This window comes from Helicobacter sp. NHP19-003, from assembly GCF_019703305.1.
GTDB lineage: Bacteria > Campylobacterota > Campylobacteria > Campylobacterales > Helicobacteraceae > Helicobacter > Helicobacter gastrocanis.
On record NZ_AP024816.1, the window covers coordinates 1 to 16,561 of the forward strand.

13 protein-coding genes and 1 pseudogene are annotated in these 16,561 nt (G+C 40.6%); 6 read left to right on the forward strand and 8 right to left on the reverse strand.

What is annotated here, in order from left to right:
• Positions 1–1,752: a replication initiation protein gene (locus K6J72_RS07995; RefSeq protein ID WP_221281305.1), complete on the forward strand. Its 1,752-nt coding sequence runs from the start codon at positions 1–3 to the stop codon at positions 1,750–1,752.
• Between the two features lie 527 nt (positions 1,753–2,279).
• On the opposite strand, the gene K6J72_RS08000 is transcribed toward K6J72_RS07995, so the two are convergent.
• Positions 2,280–2,468 carry a hypothetical protein gene (locus K6J72_RS08000; RefSeq protein ID WP_221281307.1) on the reverse strand — a complete coding sequence of 63 codons (189 nt, stop codon included), beginning with the start codon at positions 2,466–2,468 and terminating at the stop codon, positions 2,280–2,282.
• Positions 2,469–2,489: 21 nt separating this feature from the next.
• On the opposite strand from K6J72_RS08000, the gene K6J72_RS08005 reads away from it, so the two are divergent.
• The 4 genes and pseudogenes from K6J72_RS08005 to fic all read left to right on the forward strand — a co-directional run bounded on the left by K6J72_RS08005 (position 2,490) and on the right by fic (position 6,403).
• Positions 2,490–3,821 carry a coiled-coil domain-containing protein gene (locus K6J72_RS08005; protein ID WP_221281309.1) on the forward strand — a complete coding sequence of 444 codons (1,332 nt, stop codon included), beginning with the start codon at positions 2,490–2,492 and terminating at the stop codon, positions 3,819–3,821.
• Between the two features lie 450 nt (positions 3,822–4,271).
• Positions 4,272–4,706, forward strand: coding sequence for a type II toxin-antitoxin system death-on-curing family toxin (locus K6J72_RS08010; protein WP_221281311.1), 435 nt, complete (start codon positions 4,272–4,274; stop codon positions 4,704–4,706).
• A 70-nt stretch (positions 4,707–4,776) separates the two neighbouring features.
• Positions 4,777–5,484: a Fic family protein gene (locus K6J72_RS08015; RefSeq protein ID WP_221281313.1), complete on the forward strand. Its 708-nt coding sequence runs from the start codon at positions 4,777–4,779 to the stop codon at positions 5,482–5,484.
• Between the two features lie 344 nt (positions 5,485–5,828).
• Positions 5,829–6,403 (forward strand): annotated as a pseudogene (gene fic / locus K6J72_RS08020) (protein adenylyltransferase Fic).
• A 204-nt stretch (positions 6,404–6,607) separates the two neighbouring features.
• Here fic and K6J72_RS08025 read toward each other — a convergent pair.
• The 3 genes from K6J72_RS08025 to K6J72_RS08035 all read right to left on the reverse strand — a co-directional run bounded on the left by K6J72_RS08025 (position 6,608) and on the right by K6J72_RS08035 (position 11,988).
• Positions 6,608–7,807, reverse strand: a complete 1,200-nt coding sequence (locus K6J72_RS08025; protein ID WP_260320721.1) for a HipA domain-containing protein — start codon at positions 7,805–7,807, stop codon at positions 6,608–6,610.
• A gap of 170 nt (positions 7,808–7,977) precedes the next feature.
• On the reverse strand, positions 7,978–9,513 hold the full coding sequence (locus K6J72_RS08030) for a DUF2779 domain-containing protein (protein ID WP_221281316.1): 1,536 nt from the start codon (positions 9,511–9,513) through the stop codon (positions 7,978–7,980).
• A gap of 54 nt (positions 9,514–9,567) precedes the next feature.
• A complete protein-coding gene (locus K6J72_RS08035; RefSeq protein WP_221281292.1) occupies positions 9,568–11,988 on the reverse strand; it encodes an AAA family ATPase in 2,421 nt (806 codons plus the stop codon).
• Between the two features lie 178 nt (positions 11,989–12,166).
• On the opposite strand from K6J72_RS08035, the gene K6J72_RS08040 reads away from it, so the two are divergent.
• A complete protein-coding gene (locus tag K6J72_RS08040; RefSeq protein WP_221281294.1) occupies positions 12,167–13,075 on the forward strand; it encodes a hypothetical protein in 909 nt (302 codons plus the stop codon).
• A gap of 47 nt (positions 13,076–13,122) precedes the next feature.
• On the opposite strand, the gene K6J72_RS08045 is transcribed toward K6J72_RS08040, so the two are convergent.
• From K6J72_RS08045 to K6J72_RS08060, 4 genes are all read right to left on the reverse strand, one after another.
• Entirely contained in the window at positions 13,123–13,848 is a 726-nt protein-coding gene (locus tag K6J72_RS08045; protein WP_221281295.1) for a F0F1 ATP synthase subunit B family protein, read from the reverse strand.
• A 132-nt stretch (positions 13,849–13,980) separates the two neighbouring features.
• Complete coding sequence (locus K6J72_RS08050; protein ID WP_221281296.1) at positions 13,981–14,646, reverse strand: hypothetical protein; 666 nt, start codon at positions 14,644–14,646, stop codon at positions 13,981–13,983.
• A gap of 571 nt (positions 14,647–15,217) precedes the next feature.
• The gene (locus K6J72_RS08055; protein WP_221281300.1) at positions 15,218–15,484 is read right to left on the reverse strand and encodes a helix-turn-helix domain-containing protein; all 267 of its coding nucleotides are present in this window, start codon (positions 15,482–15,484) and stop codon (positions 15,218–15,220) included.
• A 1-nt stretch (position 15,485) separates the two neighbouring features.
• Positions 15,486–15,776 (reverse strand): type II toxin-antitoxin system RelE/ParE family toxin, encoded by a 291-nt coding sequence (locus tag K6J72_RS08060; RefSeq protein ID WP_221281303.1) that lies wholly within the window; start codon positions 15,774–15,776, stop codon positions 15,486–15,488.
• Positions 15,777–16,561 lie beyond the last annotated feature (785 nt).

The following is a 16,561-nucleotide window of genomic DNA, read 5'->3' on the forward strand; positions in this document are numbered from 1 at the left end:
ATGGTGTCATTGGTGCAACAGAGAAGTTTGGAGCAACGATTCAAAGACTTACAGATTCTCATTGATAGAGCCACTGACAGTGATCTCAAGAGTGCCTTAGAAAAAGAAAAAGCCGATTGCCTTAACAAGCTAATAGAGTTAGCTACACAGACACCACCCCCCCAACTTCCAAGCTCCACACAAGATCAAGCAACTACCACAAACACCCTAGAACAGCAACCAGCAACCCCACCCATCACCACAGAAACCCCCACACAAGACCAAGACCAACCCACAGACCAACAACCCATAAAAGCCGAAGTCATCACGCAAAACGCCCCCACAATCCCCAATGCCATCGCTGAGAAGTATGTAACCTTCCACAACGATGTCAATTCTGTATCCCTAGGCAAGCTAGGCACATTAGAAGCGAATTTGCTCTTTGCCATATTCCAAAAACTTAAAGACAAACAAGATGAGCTCTTAGTGTTTGGCATTGATGAGATTAGAACAATGACCCATGCGGTTAAAATCAGCCACAGCGATCTCAGTGGTGTTGTAAAAAGACTTTGGAGAAACATTAAGGCTGCTAGCTTTTGGGCACTCTACCCCCTTGCTGATGAAAATATCATGCTCTTTAGAAGATTTCGGATCAACTACCACGACACCAAAAAGACCCAAGTTAAGAGTATGGAAATCCAAGTGAATACGCCTTACTTTGGCTACTTGCTTAACTATCTAAACGGCAACTTTACTTCTTTTGAGCTTTTAGAGTTTCAAAACATTAGCGGTAAATACGCTAAGACTCTTTATAGACTACTTAAGCAGTGGAAAAGCACAGGCGTGCCCCCTAAAATGGAGTGGGGGGAGTTTAGAGAGTTGATGGGGATACCGCCAAAAACTCTTTTTGAAAACATAGAACGCCTTCTTCTCAAACCCGCCGTCCAAGAACTCCACAAGCTCCCCCATTTTGAGAACCTATGCTATGAAAAGATAAAAACAAAGGGTATGGGTAATCGCATCACACATATCCAATTCTACTTTGAGCCCATCACTAAGACTAGCAAGGACAGAGAGCGAGCCAAAAGAGATATAAGAACCATCGCATGGGAGATTAGAAGCAAAAAAGCCGTTAAACAGATCAAACAATCCATGGAGCAACTCAAGCAATCCAAGCAAGATAAAGACATGCTAGAGATCTTAGACATGGCTTTTTACAAATCACAAGACCCTAGCGTTGTTCTTGTGGTGGATGCTTTTCAACCCACTCAAGATGGTTATGAAATCGTGGTCAAATACTTCAAAGAGGGCAAAGAGTTTCAAGCCAAAAGTGCTGTGTTAGCTGATAAAGAAACTTTTTTAACAGCTATGGCAAAAGGCGGTTATCAAATTGTGGAATCGCAAGCACAGAAACCACAACAACAAACTAAACAACCATCACAACAAACACCACAACCCAAAGAAGTCAAAATAGAGTTGCAAACAGACAAAAACGGCTTTAAAACTTTTCAGGGTTTAGTAAGACCCGATCAACCAAACCAACCACAAGCTCTAAACCCCAACAATGACCTAACAGAATACATAGGCAGAAACATCTATATGAGCAACAATGGTGTGCCTGCTGTTCTTAAGATTAAAGACATTACATACACTGAGAATAACAAGCTTAGAGTGGATATTCAAGACATAGATAAACCCCACAAGATTCTAAACCCTTTCATCTTGGATAATGTCAAGCACTTTAAGAGTTGGTTTAAGAAGTATATGGAGTGAGAGGTTTTGCCCCATTACCATTTACATTTTAAGCCCCCACGGCGTTTGAGTGGCAAATTATGCAAAGGAGCTTGCGACTGAACCCCCGTAAGGGGCGTTGCATAATTTGCAAACTATGCGACCCCCATACGGGGGTTTCGCTCACAAGCTCGCCGCCTAGTTTGCCCTTGCAGGGGGCTTAGAGAAAATGCCTTAGCATTTTATTTGTGCTAGACTTACTGATATGACCAAAACATTAGGAGGCATAGGGTTAAATGGGTAGCATTGCGTCAATTAACTTCAAGCCCACAAACAATATTCAGTTAAAGCACAATGACCGCACAACACCGCCCACATATTTACTAGCCAAAGAGCTAGGCTATGGCTGTGAGTGCAATAGGAATTGTGATGATGCCTTAGCATTAAGAGATGCGCTAGTCGCTAAAGCCAAAGAGCGATATAAGCAAGCCTTTAATCAGCCCTTTAAATCCACACGCAACCTTTGGAGTGCTGTCGTCAATATCAAGCCCACGACTACCATGCAAGACCTAGAAAGGCTTGCTAGGCACTTCAAAAACAAATATGGCTTTCAATGCTACCAAATCGCTATCCATAGAGATGAGGGGCATATAGACGATGAGGGCAATGTTTGCATTAATCATCACGCCCACATGGAGTTTGTTATGCTTGACGAGCTCACGGGCAAGAATATCTTTCGCCTTATAAGACCTAGACACCTTAGACAGATCCAAAGCGAAGTGGCTACAATTTTAGGTATGCAGCGCGGCGTGGATAAACGCAAAAGCGGAGTGAAACGCATTGAGCCTAGAGCCTATGCAAAGCTTATGGAAAAGAGCAAAGGCGAGCGCAAAGAGCTTAAGGCTAAATATCAAAGACTTGTTAAAAAGGATTTAAATGAGCTCAAAGTGATCAATAAGACTTATGCTAGCCTTTTCAAACAGCTAGAAATAAGACATGTTGAAAACTTCAATAAGGAAAGCCTAAACGGACTTAGCGACACTGAAAAGATAAATATAACGACAACAGCATACCTTGAAGCTGTTGAGAATAAGATCAACACTCTAAAGCAGCAGAAACTAGAAGCAGAAAAGTCTTTAGCAGAGCTCATAGACAATGCGCCAAAAGGAAAGAAAGCCCATACCCTTATTGAGGGCGCACGCAAGATTTGGGCTAACCTCAATAAAGGTTTAAAAGAAATCAATCTCAGTGAATTTGAAGCAGAGGATTATAAGGCCTTGCGTGAGCTAAAGAAAAAGGGGCTTACCATTGACGGATTAAAAGCTCGCATCACAGAGCTTGAGGATTTAGCAGAATCACGCTTTCAAGAAAAGCTAAAACTTGAAGTGGCACAAGTCGAATTGAATGCTGATTTTAAAAAGTTACAATCCAAACACAATAGCGCCCTTGCAGACATAACTCTTTTGAAGTTTGGTAAAGAAGGGTTACAAGATCAAATTAACGATCTTGTAAAAGAAAAGCAAAGCCAAAGCAAGGATTATAAGCTAACTATCCAAGGTTTGCAGACAACAAATAAAGAGCTGTCCAAACAAATAGAAAGCGTTGCAGCCCTTAAAGCCAAAGCGCAAGAGTTAGATACCAAAAGCAATAGCCTTGCCAAAGACCTTGCTACTAAAAGCGATGTGATTCGCAAAGCCCTTGAAAATGTCCAAAGCTTGCATGCAACAAACAAAGAGCAAGCAGAGAGCCTTGCAAGTTTGCAAAAAGACTATAAAGAAGTCTTAAAAGCTAATCAATCCCTTTCAACACGCCACACTGACGACCTTACCAAGATAAAAGAGTTAGAAGAATCAAACACAAATCTCCAAAAGCAAATTAACGCCCTAAATAAAGCCCCACAAGCGCAAGAAGTGCCAAAGCAAAAGGATATAGCCCCCAAACCTTCACAAGCAGACTATGACGCTTTAAAAAGGCAATATGACGATGCACAAGAAAATCTAAGACAAGCCCAAGAGAAAATCGATGACCTTGAATATGAAAACACTAAGCTAGGCGATGCTCTTATTGAGCTTGAAACTAAACACGGCATCACAAGCAACTATCATAAATAAGCCCTTGCTTTTTTAAGCAACGCTATAAGTGCTATAAATCTTTGCGAAATACAAACCTTTTAGCGCAATTTATTCTATTGCTTAATCGGGCGTTAAATACATTTTTGAAACCTTGCTTAGGGTGATCGCGGTGTCTTTAAAAAGTGTGGATTTGATTGAAAAGATCAGTGCATGCGATTATAGGTAAGAAAAAATAAGCAAATGGGTGTTAGTAGTGGTGCCCCCAAAACTTCCATAGAGTGATATAATTACCGAAATATCTTGGAGATGAATATATGCCAAATTTAAAACATACACAAGTCGAAATGAAACAGCCATTACATGAAAAACAAATAGAAATAAGTGAAGAAAAGCGCGCGAAAATTGTGCAAGAAGCCCGTATTGCATGTCGAAAAAGACTCGAGGATCCGGACATTTTAGCGGTCTATAAAAGATTGGCAGACAAATAGTTTGATTTATATCAATATTGGTGAAGCCATTGATATACATAATGAGATATTGGAGCTGACGGGGGGACTAAAAGGAATAAACCCTACTAGCATAGGTTACCTTGAGAGTGTGCTCGAACACATTAAGAATGATGATTACTATCCAACATTTGAGAGCAAAATAGCGCACCTTTTCTTTTCATGTGTCAAATTTCATCCATTTCCAGACGGCAATAAAAGAACAGCTGTTTATCTCTGTATGCATTTCTTTTTCATTAATGAGAAAGAAATAATAGATAAACTTGAAGAAAAATTGGAAAAACTTGTATTGGATGTTGCCGAAGACAAAATCTCAAAAGATGAATTAAGAACTATCTTTAAAAATTTTTCGGTCAGGGCAAACCAAAAATATGAGAACAAAAATACACATAACATAACTGTTCATAAGCGACTGTGAAACAAAAGAGCGACTTGAATAAGTTCATTTTCAATACCCAATTCTACCAAATTACTAAATTCTTAACAAGATGGCACACAAACTAAGCGACTTATCTTTGCTCCAAAGGGAGCAACTTTTTAGAACCTTGCGTATTACACTCACGCACCACAGCAGCGCCATAGAGGGTTTAAGTTTGCAATTAGGCGAAACTGAGCGACTTTTAGAAAAGGGTTTAACCGCACCTAATAAGCCCCTACACGAACAGCTCATTATTTTGGGCTTTGCTAATGCTTATGACTTAGTTGTGCGTGAGGCTAGTAACAAGGACACGCTTTTAACCACAAGTTTTATTAAAGATTTACACTATTTGTTGTTTAAGACCGCTTTAGACATAACCCCGCAATTTGTTTCTAAGCCCATCGGCACTTACCGCACCGCTGAAGTCGTTGTGGCTGGTGCAAATTTTGCCCCAACTCCCCCCATTTTTATCGCTCAAAAGTTAGAAAACTTATTGTTTCAATACCCGAGCAATGCCCTTAACCTAACCCAAATTACTATATTTCACGCCGAATACGAGCGTATTCACCCTTTCATTGATGGCAATGGGCGTACAGGTCGGCTTATTATGGCATTTCAAGCTATCCAAAACGACTTAATCCCGCCCTTGATTGTAGATAGTCAGCGGGCGGAGTATTTGAGCTTTTTAGAAAGTTGTAAAGCAGAGGGTGATTGTGGCGGATTTGCTCGTTTTTTAGAAAGTTGCCAAGAGCAGAGCTTAGAACATGTAGAGCAATAAATGCCGAAATTAACAAGGAAATAAGCGATTTTATACTACCAAATAGGTAAGGCAGACCCGCAAAAGGCAAGCGAGCTAAAGGAAGAGGCGCAAATGTATTTGAGGGACTTGTATAACCTTAACGATAATTTGCCAAAGATTTTAGAGCAAGTGAAACAAGAGCAAGCCCAAAAAGGGAGTGGGGGCAAACACATTTAGCATTGTATTTAATGCTATTTGTAATATTTTTTATTTGCATTTAATGTAATTTGAAATGCTTTTTTTTATTGTTTTAAATGCGTGGGAGTTAAGGGCAAAGAACACGAAACTTTGTTATAGCTAAAAAATGTCAAAAAGGTAAAAGAATGAATTTAGATGAACAAAGCCTAGAAAACGCTAAACAGATCTTTGAAAACGGGGCAATTAACGACATAGAAGTCGGCACGATTAAAGGATTGCAAGAAATACATAAGGCGCTTTTTCAAGGACTTTATAACTTTGCAGGACAAATCAGGGACAAGAATATCTCTAAAGGTTACTTTAGGTTTTGTTCGGCTTTGTATATCCACGAAATCCTTAAGAAAATTGAAACAATGCCCCAAACAAACTTTGAAGAAATCATAGAAAAATATGTGGAAATGAATGTAGCACACCCTTTATGGAGGGCAATGGGCGCGCCGCACGCATTTGGTTAGATTGCATTCTTAAAAAAGAATTAGGACTTGTTGTGGATTGGCAGTTTGTGGATAAGAACGACTATTTATCTGCAATGGAGAGAAGCCCCATTAATGATTTAGAACTCAAAACATTGCTCAAGGCGCATTTAACAAATAAGGTCGATGATATGGAAGTTATTTTTAAAGGCATCACACAGTCTTACTACTATGAGGGCTTAGAGTTAAGGTCTATTGTGCCAAAAACCACGGGTAAGCAAAAATAAACGGCAAAGAAGACCCGCCTACAAAGGTCGCTGTTATAACAAACCACGCTCAAATTGCCTTTAAAGGTTAATGTAATTCAAAGCCCCCGCAAAATAAGGGGTTGTGTGGTAGAGATTGCCCTAGAGCTTTGGCAAGGCAAGAGCTTTAAGGCAATGTGGCAGAGCTACTTTAGCCCCCTAAGATTTGCAGTAAGCCAAGACTTGCTAACTGTGGTTTTTCAATGTCTCATAAACCACCCTTTTAGCATCCTTTGCTCTTTGGCAAATCACTTCACTGCACGCCTTGATCAAACCACGGCTTGGGCGGTATTTAGGGTGTGGAGTAAATGTAAAGTCTTGGAGCTTGTCGCATAAATCTAAATGCCTAGGTGTGGTGTGCATTTCAACAAGTTTATTAAAGCGGTAGCCCAAACTGCTTTTAAAATAGTATGGTCGTATGTAAGCTAAATTAAAATACTTATCAATCCCCCATTGATCGATGAAGTTAAAAATTGCCCACCCATTGTCAAAGATAGGAGCAGGTTTTATGAGTTCATTTGTATCATTGTCTATCAACATCCCAAAATTACCCAAATGGCGGTCAATGTTGCCAATAATGGCATCAAAGAGCATTAAATCACTAAAGGCTTGCTTACCCATCACCGCTTCTATGGCTTGCTCTAATTCTTTTGAACGCAACACCTCATAAGGCAAACACTCCCAAATGGCTAAAAACCCCACTTCTTGACTTGTAAAAAGCGGGCAAGTGCTAAACCTTTCACGCCTCTCCCATTCCCCAATCCCTTTTTCTAGGCCATATTCCACACAATCTAAACCCATTGCTTGTGCGACTTGGGGCATATAGTATTCACATAAAGGCTCTCTAGCCACAACATAGCGCACTTCATCTCCCTCCCCTGTCCCCTTGATGAGTTCAATGCCCTGAGAAGTTCTATACCAACACTTTTTAAGCATACCATCTGTGGTGGGCTCGGGGCTTAGGATTTGTCCTTGTGTTTGCCCCCTATCCCCATTAAAAGCCACTCTTTGCAAAATAGGGTTAAACTCATTTTCAAAAAGATTAACATGAGCCCACTTATACAGATGTGCCTCGTTAGTGGGCACAACCCAAAAGCTGTCTTTTAGTGAGAGTGCGAAAGTTGTGTTAAGATATGACAAAGGGTTTTTTTCATCAGCCTCTATGCCTCCCTCTAGGGCGTTTAAGATTGAATAAGCGAAACAGCGATTATCGGGGACTTTGCGTTTGCGTAGCCATCTTAAAAGGTGCTTTTCACTTGCCCCATTGATGCGGATATAATGGGGCAATAGAGCTTCATTCAATACTTTAAAGTGTAGGTTCTTGCCCTCGTTTAGCACTTCAAATTCTAAAACGGGGCGGTCTTTGTTCTTTAGAGTGTAGTGCATTTATACTCGCTTTTTAGCATTGTTTGGCATTGATTCTGGGTATTTTGGCTGTTTGGGCTGAAAAAGGAGGCTGGAATGATGGCTTAAGTTGCCAAAAGCTCTTAAAAAGTTATTCAAGAGCAAGAGATGAGAGCTTTACATTAAGCCACTCATCAAAGCCATAAAACCTTTTATATCCCCCTTAACACCTCTAACGCTTCCAGTACCTTCACCATCGCCAAGGTGTCTAGCTTGCAATACTCCAAAAGGGCTTGTTTGGTTTGTTCTTGTTGCTCTTTTGGCATGCTAGGCATTTTGGCGTAAATGACCATGGCTTCTGTGCCCTTATGTACCAATTCCAAATCCTCATAAGCCCTTTCAAAGTCGGGTACCAAAGCGGGTAAAACGCTTTTGATGGAGTAACTGCCCACCATTTTGGGATCGTAGTAATGCCCTTCTTTAAATGGGATCATCAGGTCTAAAATGTTCTCTTTGATCGCCAGTAGTGCTTTGACCACTTGTTGGTGCTGTGCCTCCAACAAATCAGCCAAATCTTTCAGGACATTTTTCTCAAAGGCGGCGTTGTAGGCGAGCACACACGCATCTTGGGGGATGTCTTGGATAAGTTGCTCTGCCAAAGCCAAACGCCCATCTGTGCCACAATCTGCTAAAAACTCCCTATGTTCTAGTTTACCATCGCCATGATCGATGTGGATAGAGTATTGGAAGGGGATTTGCCCATGGGGTTTGGTACCATCAAATGGAGGGATGGCGGGTTTATAAGTTTCAAAATCCAAATGATAGACGGGGTATCTTATGGTTTTTAAAAACTTGTTAATCTCATTTTGGTTGATGTGTGCCTCGCCGTTTAAAGCGCATTCTACTTGTATTCTTTGATTGTCTGTGAGAACTTGGATGTCCTCTTTTTCTAAGTCTGTGAAAAAGATTTTCTTGTTTTGGTATAACTTCATCTTGGAAGCAAATTTTTGATTTGCAATGGCAAAGATGTGCTCATGCCCTACAATCCCCCGCTGTTTCTCCCAACAATAATGTTTAGCCAAACACTCATAGGGTTTCTTGCAATACTCGCCGATGTCGGTATCTGGCTCTTGTGGGTTTGCTAGGGTGCTCTGTATGTCCTCTAAACGCTGGAGCATTTCACTATAAAAGTCCTTGACAAACCCTAAAAAATCGTGCTTGACAAACAACTTTTCTAAATCCAGTGCCCCTTGTCTTGTGTAGGTGTTGTTGAGGCCAACTAAGTAAGCCCCCTTAATCTCGTAGCCACAACCTTTAAGGACATAGTATTGCACTGCCAAATCCCATAAATATTTCTTTTCGGGCTTTGTTTTGTTTTTATCCTCATAAACCTTTGTGGCGCTTTTCACCTCGTTTAACACCATGCCATCGCTGTGGATTTCTAAAATATCCACCATCACAACAACCCCTTGAAACTCAAAAGTCGCCTCATAAATGGTTTTAACACCTTGCTTCAATAATTCTTGTGTGCGCGCCACCATTTGCCCTATGTCTGTGTTATAAGCCACTTCCACCCCACCAGCAAACAATTCCTGCGCCAACTGCCCCACCTCTTTGCCCTCTTGTATCTTATCTTCCAGTTCTCCATGAGCCTCCTTTGCTTTCTCTAAAACCTCTGGTTTGTGTTCTGCAAACCACAGCATTTTAGGGCATCGCATGCCCTGGATAAACTTAGATTTAGACAACATCTCTTCTCCTTTGTAATAAAATTTGTGTCTTGCCATTTTTAAAACACCCAAGCATTAACCATTTTCCTTAGATATATTCAATGGAATCTTCATGGGCTCTTTTTTGTTTGTTATGGTCTCTGCTGTGATGATGCACTTGTGGTCTTGCCACTTTTCCATGCTAAATCTCAGTGTATGGATCACTCGACTTAAAAGGGTTTTAATGGCACGCATGCCCGTGCCCTCTTGCATGGCTTTCTCAATGATCACCTCTTTAGCCCCCTCATCAATTTCTAATATACTGCCATGCTCTCTAAAGTTGTCTTTGAAGGGTTTGGACTCGTTGTCAATGGCATTAGATAACATCTTGTGATCGACAGGCTCTAACACCACAACATTGCCAATGCGCCCGATAAACTCTCTAAACAGCCCACAACGCTGTAAATCCTGACTGCTCACTTCTTTTGAAGTTGTACTAGGTAGTGTAGGCTTGGTGTTTGTAAAACCAATGGAGTTTTTAGGCTGTATTGTTGTGTTTAAGCTCGCGTAAAGGTCTTTAAAATGCCCCGCAAAGATGAATAAAATTTCATCGGTTTTAAGCGTGATGTCTTGCTTGTCGTAGGCGAAGGTGACTGCGTGCCCTTCCATGGGCTTTAGTAATTCGGTTTGCACCAAAGATTTAAACTGGTTGTCGGTAACCTCCATCCCTAGCTTATCCACTTCATCCAAGAATATCACCCCTTTTTGGGCTTTTTCTATGTCTTTGCCTGCACTAACATACAGTCCAACAAAGATGCTCATCAATTCCTCACCTTTCCATCCCGTAGGGGTTAAGTTAGAAGCATCAGCGATGTAGTAGGGGATGTCTAGCTTTTTTAACAGCGTGGTCGTCATAAAAGTCTTGCCGCTACCTGAGGGACCGATTAAGAGCATGTTGGTTTTAGGCATGCATGGGTTGCCATTAAAGCGGGCATAGTGATCGCTAAGAGTAACACAAAGTGCCTTCTTGGCCTCTTCTTGGCCACTCACGCAATCCAAGTATTTATAGAGTGCCTCTGGAGTGTAAGAAGTTTGTGGCTCATATTCAAAAGGGTCTATGCCCTCTTCTAGCATCTTGTATAACAATTTTGTTTGTTCCTTTGAAAAAGCCTCATATTGTTGGTATTCCCACTCATCCAATTCTTCTTGGGTCGTTGGCTCTTTTTGAGGCGTTTCAAGCATGGAGGGTGGTTGCTCTTTTTGTGTGGAGAGGCTGTCTTTATTAATCTTAGGGTTGTCCAACACCAGTAAAGTGCGTATCTCGTGTATGGGTGTGGGCTTTTGGTTTAAAGAGAGAGCAAGAGGGAAAAAGTTAGAAACTTTTTCCACTTGCCATGTTTCTTTTTGCGCTACGACACGCAAAGGAAGTTGTAAATGACTTAGCAAGTCATGCACGTAAGACCAAAGCGCACGGCGTTTAATTTCATGAAGATGGGTTAATATAAATCGTTGTGGGTACTCTAGCCGATCATATAGGGTTTCTAGAGTGCTTCTCAATTCAGATTTTTTCAAGAGGTCTTTTAAACGCGCCAAAGCCCACAATCTAAAAGCCACCGGAAAGTAATAGTGGTGTGTGTCAGAGTTAAACACACTTAGAAAGGCAATGTTTGCATTTTTTAAATCTTCCTCTATTGTTGGTGTGTGTGCCAACTTTAAAAGTCCACAATCTCTCTCTAAGTGCAAACGGGTGAGTCTTTTTTCTTGGTGCGATGGCGTAAAACCTAATGGCTTTTTGTACAAAATGCCAATTAGACATTTAAGAATAGCTTTATCTTTCTTTTCTTGCTCTTCTAAAAACTTTAAGAACTGATCAGTGGATTCTCGTGGCAATGAAACTTTTGGAGTGCTCGCATTGGGTGTAATCGCAAACACCAAATCCCCATCCACACAATAGGGTTGTAATTTACAAAAAGCCTTGCACAACTCAAAATCATTGCCCTTGAAAGTCTTCAATAAATCTTGCTTAAAAGCTTCAAAGGAGATTTTAAAATCGCCAAACAACCCTCCATAATTGCTCTTTAGATAATGCTGGGCGACATGATCGCAAATTTGCTTAGAAAAGGAAAAGCACCCGCGTATAAATTTTTCAATTTGAGCGGAGTTTGCAAAAAGCTGTTTGGGTTCTATACTTTGGCGTTCTTGGCAGATTTGGGGGAAAAACCAATACTCCCCACAATCTTGGGCGATTTGGGAAAAATCAAGCTTTTGGACTTCTCTTTCTTCCCCTAATTTAGGAAAGTCCCAAGCCTCATCTCCCAACTTTCTGCCCTGTTTTTTTAACAAAGTCTTGGCATAGGCTTCATGCTCTTTGACAAAATCAAGGGCATAATTTTTAGGCAACTTGCCCCCATTTTTAAAAATGCGCTTGCTGATGCGTTTTGCTAAATCGTAACGCACACCTTTTCTAATGAGAAACTCTTGCAACTCGTAGTAACCCATTTCAATGAATTTTTGCATCGCTTCCCTTTCAGTTTTTATTAAGGTTATCGAAAAACGCAACCATGTTAAAACACTCTAGCTTAAATAAATATTAAGTGTATAAACAAATAGTTATTTTCAAATACTAAACGCAAGACTTGATTTTTATTAAGCTTTTATGTATAAACATTTTTTGAATTTCTTAAAAAGGTTGATTTTGTTAGAATCTCCAAACCATAACAATAGCCCACAGCAAAAACCTGCCTTGTCTGTCATCGTGTGTAGAGGGCGTAATAAAAACTATTTAGAAGTGCCTGAGGTTCCAGTAGATCACCGCTTTGATCTTTTCACGCCTCCGCCTCCTAGAAGATACCCACTGGGTTTGTTTCATAAAAAAAGTTTAAAGCGTTTTGAAAGGCTTTATCAAAAAGCCAAAGAGCGCAAATCCCGCCTACAAGGCAGGAAAAGAAGTGGATTTGCTCCTCTAAAGGACAACACGCTCTTAAAGCTTGTCTTTAATGTCTACGAACACACGGCCCATAGCCAAATCACCCGTTTAATCGGTAAAATTGCCCGCTCTACGGGATTTGCCCTCTTAGAATACACCCAAATCACACCTGTCGCTTATGAAGTGTGGTTTTTCACTTTGGATTTAAAGAGTGGCAAACAACTAGCTAGGTATTCTGAGGCTTTGAGTAAAGAAAACCTAATGCGCTTCCAGAGTTTGATCTATAAAATCTTAGACCCAAAATCAAAAGTGCCCGAGCAAGGGATGTTTATCTCCAGCAAAGAGTATTCAAGGCTCACACGGATTGAGCAAGAACACCAAGACTTACAGGCTAAACTTAGAGAAGTTGAAACAGATACCACTGAATTTATTGATGCTCTTGAAGAGTGGTTGTTTTTTACACAGCTGACAAATGCCAACACTGAATTAGAATACCTTTGGCGTTTTTGTGAAAAGACAAACCCCTTTATGAAAAAGTATTTTGGGACTTTGATCGGACTTAAAGAGTTTGGGGGACAAAGGGCTTTGAACTACTCTAATTTGAGCGTACAAGAGTTGGAGCAGATTAAGAGAGAGAAGAGGGGGTTTGGTTTGGCTAAAACACCAACGACTAGCTGAGAATGCCGCACAAAATGGGTTAGATGACAAGCCTAGTGCTAGGGTGCTTATCTGTCCTTTCTTTTTGTTCCTCTTTTTGCCATAGCAAAGCTAGAAGCAATGCGCTGTTTAAGTCTCTCGTGTTTATATGGCTTTAATTGCGCATTGTATTTTTTTAGTTGTGCCCTGCACACCTTCAACTCCTCTCGTTTTTCTCTGCGTTCTTGTAAAGAAGTGGTGATGTTGTCCCAAGCAAATTTAAAACACACATTCTTACACCATTTTGTATCAAAGACAAGAGTGTGTTCATTTAACGAGTGCCCTAAGCGCATCCATAAATCCTCGTCTTTTAGAGTAGGGCGATCTGTTAGAGATCTAAAACGAGGGACATTCTCCAAAAGATAAGAGGACTTTGTGTGTAAAAAGACATAAGAAGGTCGTCCAATACTTCCTAAGACTTTGCACAGAGTGTACAAATACATCCGATCCAAATCCCAAGACAGCACGCTAGTGGGTGGCACGCCCTGCAAGATGTGTTCTAGGTGTTGCCAAGGTGCAAGCTTTCTTTGCTCTAATGAAAGAGTTTCGTCTTTCTCTTTATAAAACAAAGTGAGCACCGCTCCATACCCACACACTTTAGCCTTATCAGCATACACGCAACCGATGTGTGCATCCACTAACAACTTTTTCTCTTTAAAACGCCAAAATTTATTCTCAAATTCCTTTAGTCCAAAGGGTGGTGGGAGCGTTATATGGGGCTTTAGGGTCTGTGTTGCTTTCTTTTTTCTGATCATGTGTTTAGTATATCCTTATTTTGTTTGCGGTTATGTTTTCATATTGTTAAGGAGCTTTTTACACTATCTATGTAAAAATGAGCATGAAATTCAACGGGGCTCCCCCGGCTTGAAGATTAGTTTTTAGTTGTCTTATTGAGTTTTTTGCCCTAAATTCTGCAGTAAAAACTCTAGAAAATACTCGATTTTCTCGTATGCAAGATTCACAATCCGCTTGGAGTGCAAACCCATCTCGCCACTCAGAATGCGCACAGAAATTCTAGGATATGCAATGCCATCCTTGACTCTAGTTTTTGCTAAATTTTCCCAGTGAAAACAAGCATTTCTCAAATTAGAAAATAGGTCTAAGACGATATTGACTTTGTGATAATTGGGGAGTTTTAAATCTACTCTTTTATTAAGGCTGCAAAAATCTCTAAAATCTAGCCTATGTTTTCTAAAATCAAAGATCAAATTTTGCAAATGGTTTTGTTTGATGGTAACGATAACAGACCCCAAGGTTAAATTAGACAATAAATACGAATTGTAAGCTTTTAGATCAACAGATTGGGCATGATCTATATTATCTTGGGCTGACTTATCTCTCCTTGTTCGCTTATGAATCTTCTCTATCTCTTTGCTTAGGTAGGGCTCGTTCATAATCCAAGCTGGACTGCCAGTGACTAATTGCATACAAAAATCTACAATGTTTCTTAGATAAATCTCTGACTGGGCGATCTTTGGAGTGAGCCTAGCGTCGAACTCTAAACTAGCGTTGTGCTTGGCAATGTCATTGTCATAGGTCTGTGAAGTACCCAAATGCTAAAGACATTTTGGCTTCCTTGGCCGATGTTGCCCGTAGGGAGAGTTTGGTTCTCGCTCTGTGCCCTATAGTAGGGATTTTACAGAGTTTGAGCTCCAACGCATTCCCTACAGGTCTCACACATCGTATCTCCAAAGGCGTAACTTTCGGCACTTCCTGCCGTAGATACAAATGTATGGAGATATTGTATCACGAATTAGTGGCATTCATCCCACCCGCTAAAGACGAGTGGGATTTCTGCCAAGAAGGCTTAAATCCTCAAGGGCACGGCTAGCTAAGATGTGGTAACCACTAACTACCTTTTCTCAATTTGCTAACGAAACCCATAGAACCTAGAAAGCTTGGATGAAAGACTCACTCCAAAGATTTGTTTCGTCTTCTCAAGCTATACAACCCCCCACAATCGCTTTCAACCACAAAACTATAGGGGTTCGGAACTCCCAGCCCCTAACCTTTCGCTCTACGAGCCTTTAAAAGCGATTTAAACACTATGTCTGCTGATTGAGTTTTTGTCTCTCCCCCACTCCCCCAAAAATCACAAAATCATTTGACAACACAAGCAAAAGTTCAGTGGCGTTTATAAACTTTGCGTTTGATTTTATGTGTTTGCACTGCACGCTGACGCAATTCAAATCCTAAGTTTTTCATAGCAGACAAAAACTCAATGACTCCCCCCTTAAACTCAGGCAATGTTATGCCCTTAGATTCTGCAAGGATTTTTAAAGTATCTTTGAGCTCTGCCGCATTGCCCTCTTCTAAAACAACATTAAGGTAAGCCAAGCGTCTTGCATCTGTGTTTAAAGTTTTAGGTATGCTAAATGGTTTAAAAGCCATGCTAAAACTCCTGTTCTAAGATTTTTTGTGCCTTGATTATATCTCTTTGTTGTGTGCTTTTGTCGCCTCCACACAGCAAAATCACCAGTTTTGCCCCTTGTTTAGATATATACAAGCGATAGCCGGGTCCCGTGTGGATACGCAATTCAAAGATGGTTTCTTGGATGTGTTTATAATCACCCAAATCCCCATCTTTCAAACGCTTAATCCGATATGAGATTTTAGCACGAGCTATTTCATCTCTTAGCTTATTGAGCCACTTTTTAAAAACCTTTGAAGTCTGTATTTCCATACCCCATTTTAATCTAAAGACTCTATTTGGGACTTGTAGCTCTCCATGGCATGCAATATTCTGCAGTTCAACAAAAGATGGGTTTCATTGACAAATTGCAAGGTGTAGTTTGGGGCATTTTTAGTAGTACCTAGAGCTTTTGGAGTTTTGCCTGTTTGTATGAATAGCGTTTTTGAGCGTTTAAAACCCACTACAACCAACACTTTACCCCTAACCCATACCTAGAGACACCTTTTGAGCCTCCAAAGCGTCTATGGCCTTTTAAACGCTGATTCTCACTTTAAAACCCAAAAGTCCTCTTTACTGCAAAGGCGTTCTAAAACCACAAAACAAACTCATCTCTCACTTCAAAACTCTCTCTTGGGGGTTTGGGGGCTTGCCCCCAAGAGCAATATAGACGCCAAGCGTCAGCTTGGCTTACCGATTCATGCACCTTTTCATGCATCTTTTCATGCACCTTCACATCAAAAATTTTTCATTTTTTCTAAGTTTCACGACCTACTTTTGGGCTGATCCTAGTTCCCGAGCGTCATGCGCAGGCACGCGCAGGTTTTTAACCTTTTTAAAGGCGTAGCCTTTTAACCTTTTTAGGCCCCCCGCGGGCTTCGTGTGGAACGAGGTTTGTAAGGAGGTAATAACGAAGAAATCCGCACTAATAACGAAGAAATCCGCACTAATAACGAAGAAATCCGCACTAATAACGAAGAAATCCGCACTAATAACGAATTTAAATAAAAAATTCGCTATAATTGTGTAGTCAAATTACTTAAGGTATGAGGTTTGAA